General features: G+C 32.4%; 11 protein-coding genes. 1 reads left to right on the forward strand and 10 read right to left on the reverse strand.

Translation table 11 applies throughout. From position 1 onward, the window contains the following. Window positions 1-25: 25 nt before the first annotated feature. Together I5M07_RS00210 and I5M07_RS00215 are read right to left on the reverse strand one after the other, a co-directional pair. Window positions 26-913 carry a helix-turn-helix domain-containing protein gene (locus I5M07_RS00210; RefSeq protein ID WP_200104161.1) on the reverse strand — a complete coding sequence of 296 codons (888 nt, stop codon included), beginning with the start codon at window positions 911-913 and terminating at the stop codon, window positions 26-28. Between the two features lie 296 nt (window positions 914-1,209). Beyond that, entirely contained in the window at window positions 1,210-1,887 is a 678-nt protein-coding gene (locus I5M07_RS00215; RefSeq protein WP_200104162.1) for a hypothetical protein, read from the reverse strand. 546 nt (window positions 1,888-2,433) lie between these two features. On the opposite strand from I5M07_RS00215, the gene I5M07_RS00220 reads away from it, so the two are divergent. Next, the gene (locus I5M07_RS00220) at window positions 2,434-3,915 is read left to right on the forward strand and encodes a helix-turn-helix domain-containing protein (protein WP_200104163.1); all 1,482 of its coding nucleotides are present in this window, start codon (window positions 2,434-2,436) and stop codon (window positions 3,913-3,915) included. Between the two features lie 91 nt (window positions 3,916-4,006). Here the strand turns inward: I5M07_RS00220 and I5M07_RS00225 are convergent, their stop codons facing one another. From I5M07_RS00225 to I5M07_RS00260, 8 genes are all read right to left on the reverse strand, one after another. After that, window positions 4,007-7,195, reverse strand: coding sequence for a type I restriction endonuclease subunit R (locus I5M07_RS00225; RefSeq protein ID WP_200104164.1), 3,189 nt, complete (start codon window positions 7,193-7,195; stop codon window positions 4,007-4,009). Window positions 7,196-7,224: 29 nt separating this feature from the next. Beyond that, window positions 7,225-8,220 carry a nucleotidyl transferase AbiEii/AbiGii toxin family protein gene (locus I5M07_RS00230; protein ID WP_200104165.1) on the reverse strand — a complete coding sequence of 332 codons (996 nt, stop codon included), beginning with the start codon at window positions 8,218-8,220 and terminating at the stop codon, window positions 7,225-7,227. Window positions 8,221-8,223: 3 nt separating this feature from the next. Further along, window positions 8,224-8,820 carry a DUF6088 family protein gene (locus I5M07_RS00235; RefSeq protein ID WP_200104166.1) on the reverse strand — a complete coding sequence of 199 codons (597 nt, stop codon included), beginning with the start codon at window positions 8,818-8,820 and terminating at the stop codon, window positions 8,224-8,226. Between the two features lie 319 nt (window positions 8,821-9,139). Beyond that, complete coding sequence (locus tag I5M07_RS00240) at window positions 9,140-9,292, reverse strand: hypothetical protein (protein WP_200104167.1); 153 nt, start codon at window positions 9,290-9,292, stop codon at window positions 9,140-9,142. 347 nt (window positions 9,293-9,639) lie between these two features. Then, window positions 9,640-9,816 (reverse strand): HNH endonuclease, encoded by a 177-nt coding sequence (locus tag I5M07_RS16090; protein WP_200104168.1) that lies wholly within the window; start codon window positions 9,814-9,816, stop codon window positions 9,640-9,642. A gap of 61 nt (window positions 9,817-9,877) precedes the next feature. Then, window positions 9,878-13,000, reverse strand: a complete 3,123-nt coding sequence (locus I5M07_RS00250; RefSeq protein WP_200104169.1) for an SIR2 family protein — start codon at window positions 12,998-13,000, stop codon at window positions 9,878-9,880. After that, the gene (locus I5M07_RS00255) at window positions 12,997-14,259 is read right to left on the reverse strand and encodes a restriction endonuclease subunit S (RefSeq protein WP_200104170.1); all 1,263 of its coding nucleotides are present in this window, start codon (window positions 14,257-14,259) and stop codon (window positions 12,997-12,999) included. The genes I5M07_RS00250 and I5M07_RS00255 overlap by 4 nt, the downstream gene beginning before the upstream one ends. Next, window positions 14,243-15,802 (reverse strand): type I restriction-modification system subunit M, encoded by a 1,560-nt coding sequence (locus I5M07_RS00260; RefSeq protein WP_200104172.1) that lies wholly within the window; start codon window positions 15,800-15,802, stop codon window positions 14,243-14,245. Before I5M07_RS00260 ends, I5M07_RS00255 begins: the two co-directional genes overlap by 17 nt. Window positions 15,803-16,196 lie beyond the last annotated feature (394 nt).

The raw sequence follows: 16,196 nt of genomic DNA on the forward strand, positions 1-16,196 counted from the left end.
TTTAATTGCAGTTAAGAAATGAGAACTACTGTTTCTTAATATTTTCGATTGAATTTTGGCGATATTGGGAGGGAGTAGAATCAGTATATTTTTTAAAGAAGCTGCTAAAAGCAGAAAATGAAGAGAAGTGAAGCGCTTCGGCAATTTCTTCAATGGTGTTTTGAACTTCCTCAAGCATACTTTTTGCTTCAATTACAAGTGCTTCAATAATAAATTCTTTGACTGTTCTTCCAGTGGTTTCTTTTATAACTTTATTGAGATAGGCAGGTGTTATAAATAGGGCACCAGCGTAGTATTTAACTTGGTGATGTTTAATACAGTGAATCGATAAGATGGTCAGAAACTGAATGGTAAGATTTTCTTTCCTTGAAAAGTGTAGTACCGTTTCAGTGGTATATTTAGAATAAATGATTTTGAGTTCATATAGAAACAAATTAAAACTGATTCTGTTTAGTTCTTGGTCAAGTCCACTGCTTTTTTTGTCCTTGTTAACAAAATAAATTAGTTTATAAATCATTGACAATACTTGATAATCTTTATCTTCCAGCGCTAGTTTTAAAGGTTCCTTGCGCACCAAAAAATAAAAAGAATCCACCAGGTTTTTTCTAAGACTGTTTTGAATTGCAAATTCAGAAGAAAAAGTTATCAGGTACAACTGTATTTTGTCTTCTATTTCCATGAAAGTGCATAAAGCATTTTTAGGAATCACGAGAAGATGGTGAGTTGATAAATCTTGAACTATTTCCCTTAGCCGAATTTTAAACCTTCCTGATTTTATGAGCAGTACGGACAAATTACTCGAAATAAATGATTCGTCTTTGTAAGGCTCCGCTATATATCTCTTTATAAAGTGAATAGCTAATCCATTATGCGTCTTATCATAAAGTTCCGTATTTATTAAATCTTTTATCATGACAGTTTTGAAAAGAAAAAAGGGAAACGAGTTTCGAACTATTTGTTTTTAAAATAGCTTTTGATAATACTGTACGTTAAAAAATAAAGGTTCAGTAGTGTTGTGATATACAAGAGATAAGCAAATTCTCTAGCCTGCAGCGACTTTTTCTGGAGGTTGAGAAAGTAACCAGCCATTTCACCATAAAGAAATAGTATAATGATGAAATAAAGGCTGGCGCAATTAAAAATGACCAGCATTACATACAAAATGTTTTGTGGTTTTATCTTAATAAGGGTCATTTTGAGATTTTTAGATTATTTGAGTATGTTGACAAGCAGCGCGATAATAGAAATTATAGCGGCCTTTCGAGGGGTGAAAGAGGTTTTTGATGGCTTACTTCCAACGGAGGTTTCCCAATCTCGGTCTTTTCTTTCTTCAGCTGAGTACAGTGAATATCTGGAAATGGAGGCCACCGTTAAAATAGCCTCCGTTTCGTCTGTCGTCAGCTCATCATCATTTAGAACCTCGGATTCGTAATTTGTTATATAATCATAGCAAATGCTGAATTCCTGGTGCCTTTGATAAACTAGAGTTTGAAGAAAAGTAGTCAGGTTGTTTTTAGCGTATAACCCTATACTACTTGCTTGAACAATTGCAATCATACTATTGTCGGGGTCATTCATGATCGAGTCTACCATGTCATCAGTAAAGTTTATTAGTTGCGTGTTTTTATTCCTTAAAGCTTCAGGTTTCAAGGAAATAAATCTCAGCTGAGCGGTTAAATCGGCAACGGAAGTTGGAACTTTGCTATGTTCATAATAGAGATTAAGCTTTTGGTAGATTTCCAAACCCACTATATCATAGGGGTTGTTTCCATTGGCAGGCATGGCAGCATCAGTTGATTGACCTGTTGATTCATCAATATACTGAGTTTCATCTGAGCAAGAAATAAGAAAAAATGAAAGGACTGTACATACTAAAAAAGTTTTCATGGTTTTGATTTTTGAAAGTGAATGAGAATTTCTTCTCTGTTCATTTCATCCGGATAAGCAGAACTTCTATCCAGCACCTTGCCGAATATTATGCTTTTGAATTCAAGCCAAAACTATGGCCTTAAAATATCCCAAACAACAGTATATATTTGGATTTACAGGATTTCGGCTATGGGTTTTCCGAAAATCAACATCTTATTTTTTGTTATAAATTATTGTTTTATAAAGGATTGTGTTATTTTTGAGTTAAGTTAATGTAAAATTATTCTTATATATAAAAATCCGTTGCCTCGAAAGTATTCAAGACACATTATCCCCTAATTAGATAGTATCATGAATAGACAAAAATTAATTCTACTGAGCTTTCTTTTTTCTTATTCACTCTTTGCGCAAATAAAAAAGTTTGTAGTGCCTGATTCTTTAAAAAACAAAAATTATGACTATCTGGATAACCAGATGTATGAGTTAAGAAAAGACAGTGCTAAGGCGGCGGTCTATTTATACACTTATCTGTATAAAGCTTAGAAAGAAAAAAACTGGAAGGAGATGATCAATGGCTACCAGAATATCCTACACCAGTCTCCTAGTAAAATGCGATTACGTTATGCCGATAGTATGGTATACTCGGCTAAAAAATCTGCCGACAATGCCCTTTTAGGGTCAGCTTATTTGTCTAAAGGGATTGTGTATTATGGTCGCAAGCAGCAGGATAAGGCAATGGATAATTATTTAATTGCTAATAATTACATTTCCAAAACGGACGATTTGTATTTAAAGTACAAAGTGAAGTATCATATAGCACTTAGCAAACTCTATATTGGATTTTATGATGAGGCGATTTCACTACTTAGAGAATGTACAGACTATTATAAAGATCACAATCCTCGACCGTATTTAAATTCACTTCACTCCTTAGGACTTTCGTATAATAAAAGCGGTGATTACGGACTTTGTACGCAAACCAATATTCTCGGAATAGCAGAATGCCTGAGGCTTGATCAACCAGAAATGAAACCTTATTTCCTTCACTCACAAGGAATAAATGAGTACTTTTTGACAAACTATTCACAATCCATCAAAAACATAAAATCCTCTTTGGATGTCATCAAAGACAATAGTGATTTTGCAAATGTGGCGATTGGAAATTTTTATTTAGGTAAAGACTACTGGGCGTTAGGTAAGAAGCAAAAGGCGGTGGAGTATTTTACAAGAGTGGATAAAATTTTTAATGAAAAGCACTACTTGCGTCCCGATTTGCGACAGTCGTTTGAGCTATTAATCAGTTATTTTCGCCAACAGAAAGATGTGGACTCGCAACTATATTATATTAAACAACTGTTAAAAGCAGATACCCTTTTAACGGAAACCAGCAGATACATTGCTGGAAAAATCCATAAGGAGTATGATACCAAGGAACTTGTGTCACAAATGGATAAGCTCCAGAGTGAAAATGATGATCTAACCCAAGAAATGGTTTGGGAGAAAAATTATGATTGGATTTCAGCTATATTAATTTTTGTATTGTTTATGTTGATTACGTGGCTCACTTTCCGGCATTACAGAAATAAAACTCTTTTTAAAAAAAGGTATGAGGAATATGTTTCTCAAATAGGGAAGCCTAAAAATATACTTAAAAATGATAACGAAAAACTTCCCCTTAAAGAAATTAATGCAGAAACTGTAACTGCCATTTTAAAACAGCTAGATAAGTTTGAAAGGGATAAGAAATTTTTAGAAAGAGACTGGAAGCAAGGAAGTTTAGCAGCATATTTGAATAGTAATTCTAATTATTTGGCTTTAATCATAAAACATCATAGAGCCCAGAATTTCAGCGAGTACATTAATGGTCTTAGGGTAGACTACATCGTTGCATTGCTTCAAAAGGAAAAGAAGTACAGGAATTATACGAACAATGCTTTAGCCAAAGAAGCGGGATTTAGCAGTACGCAACGGTTTGCTAATGCATTTTTAACCAAAATGGGAATTCCGGTAATCTATTTTGTTGCTCAACTGAAAAAGGAGGACTAATAAACCGGCCTCCTATGTAATTTTAGTTGTCTAGTTTGATTTTATTTAATAATGATATAGTTCAAATTAATAACTAATCGGTTTTTTATGTTCACAATTTAAACTTTTTAAAATTTTCAGCCTGCTCAAAAATTTCTTTATAAATTTCATCACGATCAACTGGTGGATAGCCACTTTCTGCTAATAAGATTATTAAATCAACTTTTAATTCCGCTTTTATATCGTCTCTTTTACTCCAATCGGTGTATTTGGCTTTATCATCTACAACAAGCTTCACCTTTTGCGCTAAGACAATCAATTTATCTTCAGGATAACTAAAGTCGTATTTAATAGCTAATGCCTTTAAAATGTCATAAAATGCCTTTTCTTCAAAGTCAATTCCTAAATCTTTAAAGGACTCTTTTTCCTTTTTTAAAGCATAATACAGGTCTATGATTTCATCGGTGAAATCCTCTAGCACCCGACTTTGTAATACATCATCCTCCTTTCGTTCATTATATTTATCTACAATAAACTGCAATCGTTTAGAAAAATCTATTCCTGTTATTTTATTTGTTTTTTTTACCTCATCAATGGCTTTACCTAGTAATTTTTGAAGCAATTTAATTTTGGTGTTCGGCAATTTGATTTTATCAATTTTAGCCATATAATCATCTGCGAAAATATCAACTTCGGTTTGCCCTTCGTCTCCTAACTTAAAAATCTCTTCAATTCCATCACTTTCAATAGCATCTTGTAGCATTTGTTTTACTCTATTGTTCATTTGAGCAGTATCGGGTGCAACCCCTTTTGTTAATTTGAAAATAATAGAACGAACAGCCAGGTAAAAATGAATTTTATCTCGTTGCTCTTCTGAAAAGATTCCTGAACCTGAACAAATATCATATGCCGATTTTAATCGTTTTACGATGTACATGAAACGCTTTTCAAGTTCTTGTGTCAGTTGAACGAATTCTGAAGCTTGATTAAGTGTTTTTAATTGTTCTAATGGCGTACCACTAAAATAACCCGACTTGTCAAACTTGTAAAACAATCTACTTAATAAATCCAACTGATCTTTTACAACGCCTACCGATTGCTCAATATCCTCTATATTTTCTCCATCGGCATTGCTGTACATGGCTAGAGCCATGTTCATTTGTTTTTTAATACCGATATAATCTACAACTAGTCCTTTTTGTTTTCCTTCAAACTTCCTATTTACACGAGATATGGTTTGAATTAAATTATGGCGCTGAATGGGTTTGTCAATGTACATGGTATCAAGAAATGGAACATCAAAACCAGTGAGCCACATATCCACTACAATGGCTATCTTAAAATTTGATTTTTCACTTTTAAACTGACGACCCAATTCTTTACGATCGTCTTTAGTTCCTAACAAATGATAGAGTGTTTCAGGATCATCTTTCCCACGAGTCATCACCATTTTGATGCGCTCCATGGGTTTGATTTCTTTTTTGTCTTTGTCTGACAATACCACATCATCTGCTGCAACTTTTACTTCACTCCACTCGGGTCTTAATTCCAAGATATTTTTGTACAATTCATAAGCAATAGTTCTATTGCTACAGACAAACATTGCTTTTCCTTTTACTGTTGAACCTTCTGCGATTCTATTTTCATAGTGCCTTACAAAATCTTCGGCTACTGTTTTTAAACGTGTGGGATCACCAATAATCGCATTCATTTGCGACATGGCTTTTTTGCTTTCTTCAATTTGATTTTCGTTACTGCCTTCTTCTGCACATTGATTGTAGTACGCTTCAATTTCGGCTAGTTTTTGATTGTTCAACAGTACTTTAGCCGCACGGCCTTCATATACAATACGAACCGTTATTTCATCAGCAACCGATTCAGTCATGGTGTAGGAATCGACTATTTCTCCAAATACATCAATGGTAGCATCTATAGGTGTTCCTGTAAAACCTACATAAGTGGCATTGGGTAAGGAATCATGTAAATGTTTTGCAAATCCATAGGACTTTTTAACCCCTGTTTCTGTAACTTTTACTTTTTGATCTAAATTGGTCTGACTTCTATGTGCTTCATCGGAGATGCAAATCACATTGGTTCTATCTGTTAATAATTTGGTATCTTCTGTAAACTTGTGAATAGTAGTCAAAAACACGCCACCGCTATTTCTGCCTTGCAATAGTTCTCTTAAATTAGAACGACTTTCGACACTAATTATTGATTCATCCCCCACAAATCCTTTCGCATTTGTAAATTGTCCTGACAACTGATCGTCTAGGTCAGTTCGATCCGTAATAATTACAATCGTAGGACTAGCAAAATATTTACTTCGCATTAGCAAACGAGTCAAGTACAACATGGTATAACTTTTTCCGCAACCGGTAGTTCCAAAATAAGTTCCTCCTTTACCATCTCCATCTGGTTTTTGATGTCCTTTTATGTTTTCAAAAAGTTTGGTAGCTGCGTAATACTGAGGATAACGACAAACGATTTTGTCATTTTTTTTGGAGCTATCAGGTAAAAAGATAAAATTTTGAATAATATTCCGTAATCTTTTACGATTGAACATCCCTTGAATAAGCGTAAACATGGCATCAATACCGTCGACTTCTTTTATCATGCCTTCAATTTTTCTCCAGGCATAAAAGAATTCATAAGGTGCAAAAAATGATCCTGCTTTTGAGTTGGCTCCGTCACTAATTACACAAAAAGCATTGTATTTGAAAAGTTCTGGAATGTCTCTTTTATAACGAGTGGTTATTTGCAAATAAGCATCATGAAGTGTGGTGTTTTCTTGAATAGCCGTCTTAAATTCAAAAACAACCAAAGGCAATCCGTTGAGGTATAAAATCAAATCGGGGATGCGCATCTCATAGCCTTTGATAGCCATCTGGTTGACAATCTTATAGGTATTATTATCTTTTTCCGAATAGTCGATTAACTGTACATAAAAATCTTTTTGACTTCGATCCTCTCTCTTTAATAAAAAGCCATCACTTACCATTTTCATAATGGTTTTGTTACTTTCGTATAAATCAGAAGACGGCAAACGATCCAAATCTCTTACGATGGATTCTATCTCGTTTTCTGTAATATTTTCGGCTGCGTAGGAAGATCGCAAATAGTTTTTCAAATCTTCTGTAAGCAAGACTTGTTCACTAACAATATGTCCGTATACTGTTGATGGTTCAGCAGCTCCGTTGTATTCTATTGTTCGTGCTGCACCACCTGCTGAGTAGGTCATGTTTTCATTTTGCAATAAACTGATAAAGGCTTGTTCTAATTGTGCTTCGGTAAATTTCATCTATTTAAATTGCTACAGCTTACACTAGGTTAGTTTGTTTTAAAATTTTGCATTACTTCTTTCATTCTTTCTAAAAGATCAGTAAAAGATTTAGAATCTCCAATAATCATATTTTTCTGCATTGCTTTATAATCTTGTTCCCAGTCATTTAGTACTTCAGCAGGGGGGATTATTTGTAAAGTATCTCTTTTGTGAAATTCATAACTGATATTCCGTAATGGCGTAATGGCTTTTCTGTATGCTACAATTTGCTCAAAAAGCGAATAATCTTTATATGCTCTTTGCGCATATTCAGAATTTGCTAACCTATCTATATCGTACAAATGACGAGACAACCGCTCGCTTCTTATGTGATCAATTGGTTTTAAAAATTCTTCATGCAGTAATAATACTTTTTCAATAAAAGTACGTGTTGGAACGACCACATTCACCTTTGTTGCTTTTTTTGCAAACGGGAGATGGGCATATTCACTGTCTATAAACGAGATTACTTCTCTTTCCTCAGTAGGTTCTGTCAAAGAACGAGCCCCCATTTCGATTAATACTCTAGGTTGAATATAACTGTTATCACTTTCTATTAAAGGCTCATAATAAAACGCTAATGTGTTGGGATCACTGGTATCATCTACTTTGTCATTGTATTTGATAGTATAGGTATCTGATGCAATTCCTAACTGCGTTAATTGATTTATTAACTCTTCCCGAAATTCATTTATGATAAATGACCCCGAAGCCGTTCGTAGTCTCTTTATTGCCATTTTTGAAGGTAATGCTGCAAAACCTAAAAAACTTTTATCGATTATTAAATCAATATCTTCAGAGAAACGGTTGATGATTTGGTAAGCCTTACTGAGAGAAGTTCCTCCTTTGAAAATAATATGAGGAGCGTATTTTGATTGAAATACAGCTTGCAAAATAATACAAACCCAAGCATCCTTCTCAACTGCATAATCAGGCAAACCTGTTTTTACAGCTGTTTGCTTGATAATATTTTGTTTTTGATCTTTAGTAAGGTGTACCCACATTGCTTAATTCCTTAGTTTACTAATTATTTTTTGCACCCAAACTGGTGCAAACTTAGTTTGCGATTTTAGTACCTCTGGGTCTAGTTGTAAAACAAACGGCTTTAGTTTCCCTAAATGGCTTTGGTTTATTTTATGCTGACCAATTTCTTTTAGAGCCTGTACAATTAACATTAATAAATGATCCTTGATGGAAAGATTGCGGGGAGTCGTTTTCTTAAATTGAATGGAACGATTGCCAATAGTGATTGTTCTTTGCGCTCCATCTGTAAGGTACACTGCTTTAAGCGGAATTTGTGTTGACAAGCCCAATTGATATAAAGCCAACACTCCTGTTGGGGCAATACGTGCTTTGTCTCGCTTGGCAATCTCTACCGCAATTTCTTCTGTGGTGGGGTACAAGACACCTAACAGTTCATCTTTTTTAGGCACTAAATATATACCATGAGTTAAACGCTCTAGTAAACCCTCTTTTTCTAAACGTGATAATACCTTTCGGATATTCTCTGGTGAGCCGAATTTTGCAAAATCATCTGCGAAAAATATTTGACCCTTGGATGATTTCTTAATCTTTAATTCTACCTGATTATGTGAGGATTGCACCGTTTTTTATTTAGTGTTATGTCACAAATTTAGTAAATATTTGTGACAAAATGTATTCGTTTAGAATAAATACTATTCCTTACAAATTTCTTAATCACAGCTAGTTCAATTTTGGAGGAGGAACTTGATAGTAAAACCTTTTTATCGTCGTAAGGAAAATGGTTTTATTTCTATCGTTTTCCTACTTCAGCATAACAATGCTATTTATATAATTAACAATCATTCATTCATTTTTTTAGATAGTACAAGACATATTTAAAAATCATTATCTCATCCATTCAAAACACGCAATGCAATATCAATATCTGTAAATTTTCAATTATTTTTGCGCATACTCTTCAAATTCCTTTTTTGTAAAATGAGCTACGGGGAAGCCAAAAACATTTCCTACAAATTCAATTTCTACAAACTTGCTGTCCGAATACAAATAATTGATTCTGTCAAAATATAAAATTTGGAGTTTCGGTTTCACTTTTAAAAAATATCATAACACTTATTTTTCTCTCAAAATACAAAACGGGCAAATCAAATTTATTATATCTTGAAAAGGCTCTAATTATATCAAAACATTCTTTGTGACCAATTCCTTATTGCCTATTTAATTCTTAAAAATACATTTATATAAGACTCTTTTAAATGCTCTACAAGGTCCTGATTGATTATTGAACATAAACGATTGTTTTATACCTTAACGAAATTTACCACTTCATTTTTTCATTTCAAAAAATTGAGATTTGAATTCTCCTAATTTTCTTTTTGTTACACGACCCGAGAAAAAAGTTTTCCTAGAAATAGAAAAAGCTTCTTTCAAAGCAACTTCTATTGAATATTTAACATTTTGACTGTCTCTATTTTCATACAATCATCACATACATTTTTATTATAATTTTGGCCTCCTAATGATTTTGGTATTGTATGTGCTTTTTTTATAAATGTAACATCTGGTTCTTTTTTTAAGCACCAAAGACAACTCTTATTATTTATTACGTCAACCATTATAGATCTAGTTGTTTTTATTTTATTGTTAAAGCTACTTACTAATAATACGCAACTAAATTTAGATAAAATATCTATAATCGTATTGTATTTTTTCTGTATTTTCTATTAGTTTACCAATCCTTGCAATTTCATTTGAAGAAGATATTGTAGCAGGTAATTGTGAATACATATTCAAAGAATTCCAATTCATTTTTGTCAATCCGAGAATTTCATTAGCAATTTGCTCTAAACTGCCGTTTCCATGATGTTTGATAATTCTCAAAGGTTTTGGAATGTATCGCCCTCCAGGATAAAAATTGAATTTAGGGTTTACAACAGAAGGAATTATACCATGAGCATAAAGTAATGCTTCTTTATTGTTTAGTTGAATACATGTTCCCCTTGATACAGAAAAACCATCTATTTTCGTTTCACCATTACTTATCTTACTCGAAACATATCTAATATTGTCCTCAAAATTTATTTCGATCAAATCTATATTTTCTATTTTCTTATTATCTAAAAGACTATCTAAAATTCCTTGCTTTTCTTCCTCAGTATAAAAAGTTCTTTTGTGAATTACAACTCTCTTAGGAACTTCATTCATAGATTCATAAAAAAGATGGAGAACATTTCTCCCAAATTCGTAGGCGTCATCATAGCTTAAATGCGGCTTTTTATTTATCCACTTTATTTTATCATTAACTTTTGACAATTTATATTTTAATCCTTCTCCATCTGAACTATAAATATGACTGCATCCCAATATAATATGACCTTTATCGTCACTTTTATTATCTATACTATATCCTATCCCAGCAAAGGCAGTAGTTTTATCAGCATTGTGAATTACCCAAGGAGTTCTAAAGGATTTAACAAAAAAAGATAAAGATAGCCACCAATTAATTTGACAATTTAGGCTTTTGTCTACTATAGTTTTCTCTCGTATTATTTGCGATGTAAGTCCTTTTTCAGCACAAAAAGCTTTTATGTAATCATGTAAATCAAAAGATTCAATACCATCATTATAATGCAGAAAATTATCCCATCTTTTCGGTATATATATAATGATTATTTTTTGTGAACCAACAGAGCTTAGTTTATTGATTTTATCACATATATTTCTTTTTATCTCATGAACTATTTTATTTTCATTATTTTCAATAGGATCATTTGTTTTTTCCCAATTTTGAGATGAAACATTTGGTATATTTAAGCTTATACCATATGTATTATAAAACCCTTTAAAGTCCATAATATAATTATCCTTTGGATTGTTTTTGAGTATCTCTTGATTTTGTGTGTTGAGAAAATTGTGTAACTTTTCCGAATCTTGTTCAGGACATATTACACCAAAATTAATTGTGTTGTCTAATAAATTATACAAACCTGAATCAAAAGGTTTATTATCAACCAAACCTCTCATAGGGTGGGTATCAAGGATTTTCCTTTGACCATTATTGGAAGAGAATACCAAATTTGTTTCCTTAAATTGTATTCCCTTTAATTTTAATAAACTTTCAGGAACATTATGATTATTAGTGTATTGATTATTTAAATCACAAATATTAGTAAAAATGGGACTACCTTTAATATTGAAAACAAATCCTGTACCTGAATTAATTGGAAATTCCAATTTATTATCTTTGGTTACTAATAATTTTTTTCTCCATTCATCTACATATGCGTTGTATTTGTCATTGTAAATTTTGTGAAAAAAAGTTAACCCAATTTGTTGTTTAATTTCTTTTTCAACATCATTATTTTCAATTTGAAAATTAGGATTAAGAGATAAGTAATATTTACCATCAATTTTCTCTAAACCTAAACTAAGTGCTTGATATACTTTTTGATCTAAAATATATACATATTTTGACTTATCCCATAATTTATTTTTAAAATTGCTCTCAAGATTGTTTTTTTGACTAAATATTTTACATAACGAAGACAATAACAAATAGTTTATACTTTGGTTGTAGATTTTTAGATCAGTCAAAGGTTTTCTTTTTAATTCTCCTATAGAGTATTCACAAAACTTTTTTACAACATCTTCCGATATACCAAAAGACCATAGATCCTTACCATATGGGACAGCTACTATTGAATTATCTAAAGTTGTCTTTTCCTTTATTTTTTTCCAAGGTTTATCTCCTAAATTAGCTTCTAATACTAAAACTTCTTTTGGAAATTCAATTGGGAATAAATTACTTTTCAATACTTTATTTACTCTCTCGGGATTAATATTAAAAGAAGTATTTTTATCTATATCAGTAATTTTTTTTAAGTCAATAAGATCTTTTTTTAACTGAGAATTATCGTCAATGATTAGTTTAGTAATATTTAGCATTGTAATATCAAATCCCTCAGTATTTATATAGAATGCTTTTCTACCTTTGCTTTCAATATGTAATAGTAAATCTGAAATATCATTGTTAATTTTATCCCCATATCCACACCAAAACAATATTCCAGCTCCATTATTTGAATATGCTTCTTTCAGAGAATCCATTAAAGATTTATCCCTACCGCTATATCCAAGAACTATTAAATGTTTATCAGTGAGGTAATCTACTAATTTAGCTCTTAAAACATTATCTTGGTTTTTTAGCTCTTCAGAGGTGTTTTTTAATTCCCCATATTTAAAATCTCCATGGATTTTTATAATTGGTAATTCATTTTTACTTTGAGTTCTTTGGTTTATTCTGTTAACAGAATCTAATGAAATATCTATTCCAGTAATTCCACCTTGAATACAAGACGTATTAATTAAATCATCAAAATTAGTAGTCCAAACAGTATCTAATATACCTTGTTTTACTAGCAAGGGTATTGTTCTATATCCAACAGAAGGAGTTTTGTTTGAGCATATTTTTTGAAAATATTGTCTTCTGTTTTCATCAATTGGAAAACATTTTTTTGCATAAAATGAATATTCTTCTGAGTTATCTTTTTCAATGTAACAACCTTGATTGTCTAGCCAATTCTGAATAGTGTCTTGAACTTTAGGATTTTTATAATTCTCAATCCAATCTAGACTATTTGGATTGTTGCTCTTATAAATTATTTTTTTCCATTCCCAAATACAATCATTTGCAGATTGAATATCTGAACTAATTGAACAACCAGCTCCAAGAAGCATCGAATATGTGTTGTCTTTACTTATTGATACTGATCTTAGAAATTCATCAAATTTTAAAGTCATTGGTATAGGTATTTTTCAGTTTCTACTTTTGTCATCTTCGCTAATAGCAAATCTTTCAACTCCTCAAGTTTTTGAACTTCTTTATTCTGAATTTCTTTCTGAGTAAAAACTTTATTTATTATTTCCTCAAAACGTCGCATTATTTCAGAGCTAGGAACTATAATGTCAAAATTTTCAAGTTCAGCTTTTGTGATAGCTTCTCTTGTTGATCCAGACTGACTGATACCAAGCAATTTATTTTTGTTTTCTGAATGACAAAGTGTACACAAGATGTAAGATGAAAGATTTGAGTTTTTAGCAGCTCGGATTATCATAACGTGCTGATTTACTCGAGCAGGAAGTACATATTGCGGTACGATGGAGCAACGAGCAACAGAAACTCCAGTAATATTAAATAAAACATCATTCTCTAAAACCTCCGCTCCTTTTAACTTTTCAGCTTGGATATTGTTTATATATGCTAAATCGTCTAATGAAAATGAAAAATCATAAACATTTGTACTTCTTATTAATGATATTCCTGTTTTGAAATAGCTTCCTTTACCTCCTGTTGGAGTAGAACCGCTACCTATTTTGGAACATATATTTTTTAATTTATTCATTTCCCACCCCGCAGGAATCTCCTTCTCCAATTCCTTACACCAAACCATTTCCCCACCATTACTTTTATAAGGTTTTCCATTTTCATCAGGAAACTCAAAATCAACAAACCATTGTTTGTAAATAGCCTGAGCTGTTTCTTCGAGCTTAGAAATGAGTTGATTGTTTAAAGTAATACGGTTTTGAATGATATTGTATTCTCTAACAATTTCTTGTTGTTTTTCAATAGAAGGAATAGGTAATTCAGCATCACACATTTCAGCCCAGTCAAAAATTTCTCTTGCACTACCATGTGATTTAAAACGGGCATAACGATCAAATTCAGGTCTTCGAAACCACATCATTAAATATTCAGGTAATAATTCTTTCTCGTCAATTACTTCAAAAACAGTATAAGCTTGTGAAACCATAGCATTCTCATAATCTTCTAATAAAGCAATAGAGATTTTATCGCCATTACGGGAAGTTACAGGGCCATAAGCAAATTGATTTTTTGAAATCAATTTATACGTTGACATATCTGTTCCAATGATATTAGCGATAGAAGGCATTAAAACCTTTTTGATACTTACTCCCAATAACGGAATAGTAACTAAGTCTTTGTTTCTATTATTAACTAGTTGTATATAATCGGCTAGCTTTTTATAATTCGATGGCATAACCTAATTCTTTAAATACGGTTAATAAATCGTTTTTCGATTGTGCTTCGGCTTTTAATAACTCTGAAAACTCGCTGTGTAAGGAAGTCATTTTATCTTCAAAATCTATATTCTCATCACGGTTTACAAATGTGATGTATTTACTAGGTACTAATGAAAAATCTTTGGCTTCAATTTCTTCTAAAGAAGCAGAATGACAAAATTCAGGAACATTTTCATAAACAGACAAATCCGTTTGCCAGTTATGATACGCTTCAGTAATTTCTATAATATTCTCTTCTGAAAATTGAATAAATTTCTTTTCAAACGGTATTCCTTTTTCACGCAAGTCCAAAAATAAAATTTCGTTTTCTCTATTGCGATAGTTTCTAGTAGCATCAGGGAGTTGAACTGTTCTCGCTTTTTTGTTTTTGTTTAAAATCCAAAGCGTTACACTAATATCAGTAGTATAGAACATTGATCGAGGCAAAATCACAACAGCTTCAACAATGTCATTTTCTATCAGTTTTCTACGAATTTTATATTCTTCGCCACCTCCTGAAAGTGCGCCATTAGCCAAGATAAAACCTGCAACTCCATTGTCGGAGAGCTTGGCAACCATATTCAAAATCCAACCGTAGTTGGCATTGCTCGTTGGTGGTACGTCGTAGCCTTTCCAACGAGGATCGTCTATTAATTCATCACTCGCACGCCAATCCTTTTGGTTGAAAGGTGGGTTTGCCATAATGTAGTCGGCTTTCAAATCGGGATGTTGATCACGGCCAAAAGTGTCGGCAGGAACATCACCTAAATTGGCAGCAATACCACGAATGGCGAGGTTCATTTTGGCTAGTTTATAAGTTGTAGCCGTATATTCTTGTCCGTAAATGGAAATCTCTTTTTTGTTTCCGTGGTGGTTTTCTATAAACTTTATTGATTGTACAAACATACCCCCCGAACCACAAGCGGGATCATAGATAATGCCTTTGTAGGGTTCGATCATCTCAGCAATCAGGTTAACAATGCTTTTTGGGGTGTAAAATTCGCCTTTTCCTTTTCCTTCGGCCAAGGCAAACTTGCTCAGAAAATATTCATAAACACGCCCTACAATGTCTTGTTGTTTGTCCTTTATGGTGTCAATATTGTTGATAGTGTCTAATAGTGCAGCCAATTTACTGACGTCCATGTTCAAACGAGAGAAGTAATTATCGGGTAAAGCGCCTTTAAGTGAAGGATTGTTTTTCTCGATGGTGTGCAAAGCGGTATCAATTTTTAAGGCGATATCAGCCTGTTTGGAATTTTCAATAATATAACTCCAGCGAGCTTCTTCGGGTAAATAAAAGATGTTCGACATATTGTAGAACTCTTTCATTTCTAAAAACTTTTCTTTGCCTTCAGCTACTAGCTCTTTTCTTCTTACTTCAAATTTATCACTGGCGAATTTCAAGAAGATTAACCCGAGTACGACGTGTTTGTATTCGGATGATTCAACTGTTCCTCTTAATTTGTTTGCTGAATCCCATAGGGTTTCCTCAATTGATTTTTCTTTTTTTTGCTTTGCCATTAGGTTATTTAAGATTACTGATTGGGGTAGATTAGTACTCAATCATTGTATGTGTTTACTATAGAAACAACAGGGTGTTCTGTTTTGTTAGTGCTATCCTACAAACATAGTAAAAAGCAATTGGATGAAAAAGTTGATTTATTAACATGGGCTAGGGTATAACAGCAAATCTGAAGAACATTCTTTTTTGTAAAAAAAGTCAAATGAAATTGGATTTTCCTGAAACGACTGATTGTTAAAGATTACAATTGGCACGTAACGAAAATGCAGTACGGCTTTTATGATGTTTCAATAACTGAAATTTTAGTTGTGCTAAATTTACCTAAAAATGGAAGTACATTAAAGTATTACTTTGTTGGTAAATATTTAAGCGGGTAGTTTAATGTAATAAGAT

The sequence above is a fragment of the Flavobacterium agrisoli genome (assembly GCF_016522065.1).
Classification (GTDB): domain Bacteria; phylum Bacteroidota; class Bacteroidia; order Flavobacteriales; family Flavobacteriaceae; genus Flavobacterium; species Flavobacterium agrisoli.

Excerpts from the sequence above, each read along its gene's own strand:
- I5M07_RS00260 (WP_200104172.1), bottom strand. The coding sequence starts at position 15,802 with ATGGCAAAGCAAAAAAAAGAAAAATCAATTGAGGAAACCCTATGGGAT.
- I5M07_RS00225 (WP_200104164.1), bottom strand. The coding sequence starts at position 7,195 with ATGAAATTTACCGAAGCACAATTAGAACAAGCCTTTATCAGTTTATTG.
- I5M07_RS00220 (WP_200104163.1), top strand. The coding sequence starts at position 2,434 with ATGATCAATGGCTACCAGAATATCCTACACCAGTCTCCTAGTAAAATG.
- I5M07_RS16090 (WP_200104168.1), bottom strand. The coding sequence starts at position 9,816 with ATGGTTGACGTAATAAATAATAAGAGTTGTCTTTGGTGCTTAAAAAAA.
- I5M07_RS00230 (WP_200104165.1), bottom strand. The coding sequence starts at position 8,220 with ATGTGGGTACACCTTACTAAAGATCAAAAACAAAATATTATCAAGCAA.
- I5M07_RS00255 (WP_200104170.1), bottom strand. The coding sequence starts at position 14,259 with ATGCCATCGAATTATAAAAAGCTAGCCGATTATATACAACTAGTTAAT.
- I5M07_RS00215 (WP_200104162.1), bottom strand. The coding sequence starts at position 1,887 with ATGAAAACTTTTTTAGTATGTACAGTCCTTTCATTTTTTCTTATTTCT.
- I5M07_RS00250 (WP_200104169.1), bottom strand. The coding sequence starts at position 13,000 with ATGACTTTAAAATTTGATGAATTTCTAAGATCAGTATCAATAAGTAAA.
- I5M07_RS00210 (WP_200104161.1), bottom strand. The coding sequence starts at position 913 with ATGATAAAAGATTTAATAAATACGGAACTTTATGATAAGACGCATAAT.